6 protein-coding genes are annotated in these 6,210 nt (G+C 74.9%); 4 read left to right on the plus strand and 2 right to left on the minus strand.

Going from position 1 to position 6,210, the window contains the following annotated elements; genetic code table 11:
* Positions 1–61: 61 nt before the first annotated feature.
* Both ACFU74_RS35200 and ACFU74_RS35205 read right to left on the minus strand, forming a co-directional pair.
* The gene (locus ACFU74_RS35200) at positions 62–781 is read right to left on the minus strand and encodes a hypothetical protein (RefSeq protein WP_380764213.1); all 720 of its coding nucleotides are present in this window, start codon (positions 779–781) and stop codon (positions 62–64) included.
* A gap of 132 nt (positions 782–913) precedes the next feature.
* Positions 914–1,783 (minus strand): hypothetical protein, encoded by an 870-nt coding sequence (locus tag ACFU74_RS35205; RefSeq protein WP_380764214.1) that lies wholly within the window; start codon positions 1,781–1,783, stop codon positions 914–916.
* A gap of 671 nt (positions 1,784–2,454) precedes the next feature.
* On the opposite strand from ACFU74_RS35205, the gene ACFU74_RS35210 reads away from it, so the two are divergent.
* The 4 genes from ACFU74_RS35210 to ACFU74_RS35225 all read left to right on the plus strand — a co-directional run bounded on the left by ACFU74_RS35210 (position 2,455) and on the right by ACFU74_RS35225 (position 6,163).
* On the plus strand, positions 2,455–3,228 hold the full coding sequence (locus tag ACFU74_RS35210) for a transglycosylase family protein (protein ID WP_380764215.1): 774 nt from the start codon (positions 2,455–2,457) through the stop codon (positions 3,226–3,228).
* 187 nt (positions 3,229–3,415) lie between these two features.
* Positions 3,416–4,102 (plus strand): alpha-ketoglutarate-dependent dioxygenase AlkB family protein, encoded by a 687-nt coding sequence (locus tag ACFU74_RS35215; protein WP_380764216.1) that lies wholly within the window; start codon positions 3,416–3,418, stop codon positions 4,100–4,102.
* Positions 4,103–4,308: 206 nt separating this feature from the next.
* Positions 4,309–5,169 (plus strand): acyl-CoA thioesterase II, encoded by an 861-nt coding sequence (tesB, locus tag ACFU74_RS35220; protein ID WP_380764217.1) that lies wholly within the window; start codon positions 4,309–4,311, stop codon positions 5,167–5,169.
* A gap of 202 nt (positions 5,170–5,371) precedes the next feature.
* A complete protein-coding gene (locus ACFU74_RS35225) occupies positions 5,372–6,163 on the plus strand; it encodes a DUF1684 domain-containing protein (RefSeq protein ID WP_380764218.1) in 792 nt (263 codons plus the stop codon).
* The last annotated feature ends 47 nt before the right edge of the window (positions 6,164–6,210 follow it).

The following is a 6,210-nucleotide window of genomic DNA, read 5'->3' on the forward strand; positions in this document are numbered from 1 at the left end:
GTCATGGGACCGGCCGACGGGGCCCTTCCGTCGTCGCTGCACCGGGTGCGGGCGCGGGACTTCAGCGGCGGTCGCCGCCGCCCGGGGGGAGGGAGAGCAGGCTGCGGTGGCGGCCGCCGCTGGTCGTGCCCGCGGGCGGGGCGGGCGCGGGCACCGGGACCGTCACCGGCGCAGGCGCGGGGACGTGCGCGGCCATCGGCGGCGGGGCGGCGCCGAGGTAGCCGGCCGCGATCCACCCCTGGCCGGTGCCCTCCTGGGCGGCGGGCGGCCGACCGGGGGCGGGGGTGGGGTGGAAGCCGGTGGTGTACGGGCCGGCGCCGTCGTTTGTGCGGCTCTGGCCCTGACCCTGACCCTGACCCTGGTCGTGGGGATGGGGATGGGGGTGGGCCGGGTGGCCGGTGTGGCCGAAGGGGTGGTCGGCCGGACCGGTGTGCTCGGGGCCGTTCGGCCGGCTCGGCATGAACTGCGGGATGCCGATCGCCTGCCCCGCGTACGTCTGGAAGGCCTGGTGCTGCGGCGGGTACGGGCGCGGGTCGGTGCGCGGGTCGGTGCGGGCCGGGGCGGCGTCGCGGACGGCGAAGCCGGTGAACCTCAGGTCCTCCTCGCCGGATCGGTCGCCCGGCAGCGCGCGGAAGAGCCGCCGGTACTCGGAGTACAGCTCGTCGTAGATCGGCGTCGTCGAGTGCGGGTGCTCCGCGTCGTACGACGGGCGCATGCCCGGGATCGAGCGGGAGGCGGGAGTGGGCCGCCGGGGGGAGGCGGGGACGTCGTAGCTGTACACGCAGGGCCCAACGAGCGAGGGCGCCGGGGGATGCGGGTGGGGAGGCGGGCCCGGCCGGTGGCGGCGGGGCCGCGGGGCCGGTGTGCGGCGGGCCCCGCGGCCTCTCCACGGCTCGGCTTCGGCCGGGGCGGCTCAGGTGCCGGCGAGCGGGAGGGAGGCGGCGACCACCTGGCCCAGCGTCACCGCCCGCTCCAGCGCCTGGCGCAGCAGGTCCTCGCGCGGCTGCCGGCCGACCGTCCCGGCCGGGACGGCGTACATGGTGACCTCGCCGAGCTGGTTGGCGGCGAACCGCCAGGCGTCGGTCACCTGGAGCGGCTGGTGGGCCTGCCACCAGCCCGTGCTGCCGCCGGAGGCCGAGGGCTGGAGGACGGCGTGCAGCTTGCCCATCGCGACCAGCACCGACCAGCCCGGCAGCTGGTCCGGCGTCTTGTCGAGGTCGGTGACCGGCTGGAAGCCCGCGTCCTGGAGCAGGTCGAGGAACTCGTCCTCGCCGGTGATGGTGCCCGGGCGGCCGACCGGGCCGGTCGGCTCGACGACCAGCGAGGCGTGGCCGGTGTCGCCGTGCAGGACCAGTCCGCAGGTGATGCCGAGGATCGCGGCCTGCCCGGGCGTGCCGGGCCGCCCGCCGGACGGGTCGGAGGCCGCGTCCGGCGCCGGGGCGGGGGCCGGGATCGGCGGTTGCGGCTGCGAGTGGGCGGGGACGGCCTCGGCGGCCGGGCCGCCCTGGGACTGGCTGATGCTGCGGACGGCGCCGGCCAGCTGCTCCTCGGAGACCGGGACCACCTGGGAGGGGATGCAGCGGGCGTGCGCGAAGGCCAGGACCGCCGTCTCCTCGCCGACGAACAGCACGGTGCTGGTGGGCTCCTGGAGCGCGTCGCCGGGCGTGCGGCAGGAGGTGCACTCGTAGCTGTCGGGCGCGTGGGCGCCGCCGAGCAGGCGGTCGGCCTCGTCGTCGCCGATCTCGGAACGGACCTCGTCGCTGACGTCGAGCATGCGCGGCACTGGGTGTCTCCTCGGTGCGGTGTCTGGGGTCGGATCGGTGCGGTGTCGGAACTCGGGGGCGGTGCGGTTTCGGGGGTCGGGCCGGGTGGGCGGAGGGCCGGCCCTGTTCGAGCCGGGGGCGGGGTCGGCCCGGCCGTCCTGCCCAACGGGCCCTTGTGGCAGGGGTCACGGGTGGGGGACCGGGGTGACGGGAATTGCCCCTGATTCGATCGCGGAGGGTGCCGGTGGCATCGCAATGTGTCGATCTCGGTGGCGAGGCTGCCGGAATCGAAGTGTGAGGTGAGCCACGGCCTGCGGATGTTTGATCTAGGAAATGTCGCTTAAAACGGACATTCGGGACATGAATGCCGGGCTGTTACCGGCGGTAATCCCCCGCTGAGCTGGGGAGACCCGTAAGTGTTTGGATCCCCGGCGGCCGACTCGTAGCTTCTTTGGCGGTGCAACGAGCACCACCCGGGTTCACCCCCGACGCACAGCCCGCCGGTTCGCCCGGCGCCGGCCGTGCCCGCCGATGCGACCGCTCGAACAGGTCGCCGGTGCGTGGCGGGTGGCCAGGGGCGGCGCGGGACGTCAGACACGTCTCCGGCCGCCCGACGGACGCGGTGAGCGATTCCAGTCCTCTTCCAGGGCTTGGTTCCGCATGCCCGCCCGGGGCTGTCGAGAGGAACCCCATGACCTTCCGTAACGAGTCCGCCGCTGCCACCACCACCTCCGCCACCAAGCGCAACCGCGTCCGGATGGCTGTCGTGGCGGGCGCCGCTGTCGCGGCCCTGCCGGTGGCCGGCCTCGTCACGGCCACCTCGGCCTCCGCCGCCTCCGTCTCCACCTGGGACGCCGTCGCCCAGTGCGAGAGCGGCGGCAACTGGGCCATCAACACCGGCAACGGTTTCTACGGCGGTCTGCAGTTCACCTCCAGCACCTGGGCCGCCTTCGGTGGCACCGCCTACGCCCCGCAGGCCAACCTGGCCACCAAGGCGCAGCAGATCGCCGTCGCCGAGAAGGTCCTCGCCTCGCAGGGCCCGGGCGCCTGGCCCGTCTGCTCCGTCAAGGCCGGTCTGACCAAGGGCGGCGCCCCGGCCGCCGTCGACACCTCGGCCCCCGCCGCGAAGCCGGCCGCCCCGGCCCCCGCCGCGAAGCCGGCCGCCCCGGCCGCCACCCCGAAGCCGGCCGCGCCGAAGCCGGCGGAGGCCCCGAAGGCCGCCGCCGCCGCGCCGAAGGCCGCCCCGAAGGCCGCCGAGGCCCCCAAGGCCGCCCCGAAGGCCGACCCGAAGGCCGACAAGGCCGCGAAGCAGGCCAAGGGTGCCTACACCGTCAAGGCCGGCGACACGCTGAGCACCATCGCCGCCGCGCAGGGCGTCGACTGGCACGACCTGTACAACAAGAACGCCAAGGTCATCGGCGCCAACCCGAACCTGATCTTCCCGGGCCAGACCCTCAGCGTCTGATCCGAGTCCGATCCGACCGGTTCGGTCGCCCGGTTCGGTCGCCCGGTCTGGTCGCCGGGTGTGATCGCCGGGTGTGATCGTCCGGTTCGACGGCCGCCTCCTCGCACTGCGGGGAGGCGGCCGTCGGCGTGCGGCGGGCTGCTGTGCAGCGCGGGTCGTTGTCGGAGGGGTGCGCGAGGATGGGGGAGTGACCCAGGGCGAGTTGTTCGGCGGCCCCTTCGACGCCGCCGCCGGGCGCGGGCGCTCCGAGCCGGCGCCCGGTGCCGTGCTGCTCCCGGGCTGGCTGGACGCGGCGGCGCAGTCGCGGCTGGTCGCCGCCTGCCGTGAGTGGGCCCGCCCGCCCGCCGGGATGCACACCGTCCGGATGCCCACCGGCGGGCTGATGTCCGTGCGGATGGTCGGCCTGGGGTGGCACTGGTACCCGTACGGCTACTCCCGCACCGCCGAGGACGGCGCGCCGGTCAAGCCGTTCCCGCCCGGGCTCGGCGCACTGGCCCGGCGCGCGGTGGCCGAGGCGTACGGAGCGGACGCCGGCGAGGTCGCGGGCGCGGCCGGGTACGCGCCGGACATCGCGATCGTCAACCACTACCCGCACGGCGCCAGGATGGGCCTGCACCAGGACCGCGACGAGCGGACGGACGCCCCGGTGGTCTCGCTGTCGCTCGGCGACACGTGCGTGTTCCGGCTCGGCAACACCGAGACCAGGACCAGGCCGTGGACCGACCTGGAGCTGCGCAGCGGGGACCTGCTGGTGTTCGGCGGGCCGGCCAGGTTCGCGTACCACGGGGTGACGCGGACCCTGCCCGGCACGGCGGACCCGGCGCTGGGGCTGACCGGGCGGCTGAACATCACCGTGCGGCAGTCGGGGCTCTGAGCGCCGCCCGTCCGCCCGGTGCTGTTCAGCCGCCCGTGTTCGACCTCGTTCGACCTCGTTCGAGTGAATCGGCCTCCGCGGCCCCGGTGCGGGGAATGCCCCGGCTCGCTGAGGAATTCGATTGAGCTGGAGAATTCGAGAGAACGGGTCGCGGCAGCCGGGCGGAAGACCTCCGGCCGGGCGGCGGCCCGGAGAGGACGTGTTCCATGGGTACCCCGGTCGACGATCTCGTCGCGCTGCTGGACCTTGAGCAGATCGAGCTGAACATCTTCCGCGGGCGCAGCCCCGAGGAGGCGCTCCAGCGCACGTTCGGCGGACAGGTCGCCGGCCAGGCGCTGGTCGCGGCGGGCCGCACGGTGGACGGCGACCGGCCGGTCCACTCGCTGCACGCCTACTTCCTGCGTCCCGGTGTGCCCGGGGTGCCGATCGTCTACCAGGTGGACCGGCTGCGGGACGGCCGCTCGTTCACCACCCGCCGGGTGCTGGCGATCCAGGGCGGACGGTCGATCTTCGCGCTGACCGCCGACTTCCACGCCCCGGAGCCGGACAGCATCGAGCACCAGTTCCCGATGCCCGAGGTCCCGGCCCCCGAGAAGCTGCCCAGCGCGCTGGACGAGGTCGGCTCCCGGCTGGGCGAGCTGCCCCCGTTCATCAGCCGGCGCCAGCCGTTCGACATCCGCTACGTCGACCGGCTGCGCTGGAGCACCGAGGAACTGGAGGGCGTCGAGGCGCGCAGCGGCGTCTGGCTGCGGACCAACGGCGAGCTGCCCGACGACCCGCTGATCCACGTCTGCGCGCTCACCTACGCGAGCGACATGACCCTGCTGGACGCCGTCCGGGCCCCCGTCGAGCCGCTCTGGGGCACCCGTCACTTCGACATGGCCTCGCTCGACCACGCGATGTGGTTCCACCGGCCGTTCCGGGCCGACGACTGGCTGCTCTACCAGCAGGAGTCCCCGATATCCCACGGCGCCCGGGGCCTGGCGCGCGGGCAGATCTTCGACCGGAGCGGTCAGCTGGTGGTGTCGGTGGTGCAGGAGGGCCTGTTCCGCCGGATCAAGGACTGACCGGTTGGGTGTGCCGGTCGGGTGTGACCTGCCGGTGTGACCGGAGTGTGGAGCCGTGTGGCCGGCGGGTTGAGCGGTGTGACGGCCGGGCGACGGGATCCGGTCCCGGGAATGCCCGGCCGGGGTGTGGGATGTTCGATGGGGTGACGGAGTACGGACGGCCCGCCCGGCGGGCCCTGGACCACAGTGGGAGGGCGAGCCGATGACGGCGACGGCCGCGGAGGAATGGAAGCACTGGAGCGATCGGCGGGCTGCGACGGTCAGCGCCCCGCACGGTCAGCTGGCGCTCACCGGCACGTACTGGCTGGAGCCGGAGCCCGCGGAGATCCCCGGGCTGCCCGGGGTCTGGTGGACCGACGCCGAGGGCGTCCGGGTCCGGGCGGCGGGGGCCGACGGCCTGGTCGTCGCGGGTGAGGCCGCTCCTGTCGACGGCGAGGTGCTGCTGCGCCCGGACACCGATCCGGCGGCGGACACCGCGACGCTGGGCGAGCTGCTGCTGGTGCCGATCGAGCGCGAGGGCGAGCTGGCGCTGCGGGTCTTCGACCCGGCGGCGCCCCGGCGGGCGTCGTTCGCCGGGATCTCCGCCTACCCCTACTCGCCGGAGTGGGCTGTCCCCGCGGTCTTCACCCCGTTCGAGGAGGAGCAGGCGCAGGCGGTGGTCGTCCCCAACGCCGACGGCAAGGAGCGCCCGCTGGCCGTCACCGGCCGGATCGCGTTCACCGTGGCCGGTGAGCACCGCACCCTGACGGTCAGCCGCTCGGCGAGCGGCCTGAGCGGTGTGATCGCCGACGCCACCAGCGGGCGGGACACCTACCGGTTCCGGTTCATCACCCTGCCCGCGCCGGACCAGGACGGGCGCACGGTGCTGGACCTGAACCGCGCCTACCTGCCGCCCTGTGCCTTCGCGGACCACTTCATCTGCCCGTTCCCGCCGCCCGGCAACCGGCTGGACTTCGCGGTGGAGGCGGGCGAGAAGCAGGTCCTCACCCGGTAGCGGGTCGGGGGGGGGCCGGCCCCCCGGCCCCGCCGCCCGGCCCGGGA

It is taken from the genome of Kitasatospora sp. NPDC057500, from assembly GCF_042802195.1.
In the GTDB taxonomy this organism is placed as follows: Bacteria; Actinomycetota; Actinomycetes; order Streptomycetales; family Streptomycetaceae; genus Kitasatospora.

Bases quoted from the DNA above. Each gene is read 5' to 3' on its own strand.
- ACFU74_RS35210 (WP_380764215.1), top strand. From the start codon at position 2,455: ATGACCTTCCGTAACGAGTCCGCCGCTGCCACCACCACCTCCGCCACC.
- tesB (WP_380764217.1), top strand. From the start codon at position 4,309: ATGGGTACCCCGGTCGACGATCTCGTCGCGCTGCTGGACCTTGAGCAG.
- ACFU74_RS35225 (WP_380764218.1), top strand. From the start codon at position 5,372: ATGACGGCGACGGCCGCGGAGGAATGGAAGCACTGGAGCGATCGGCGG.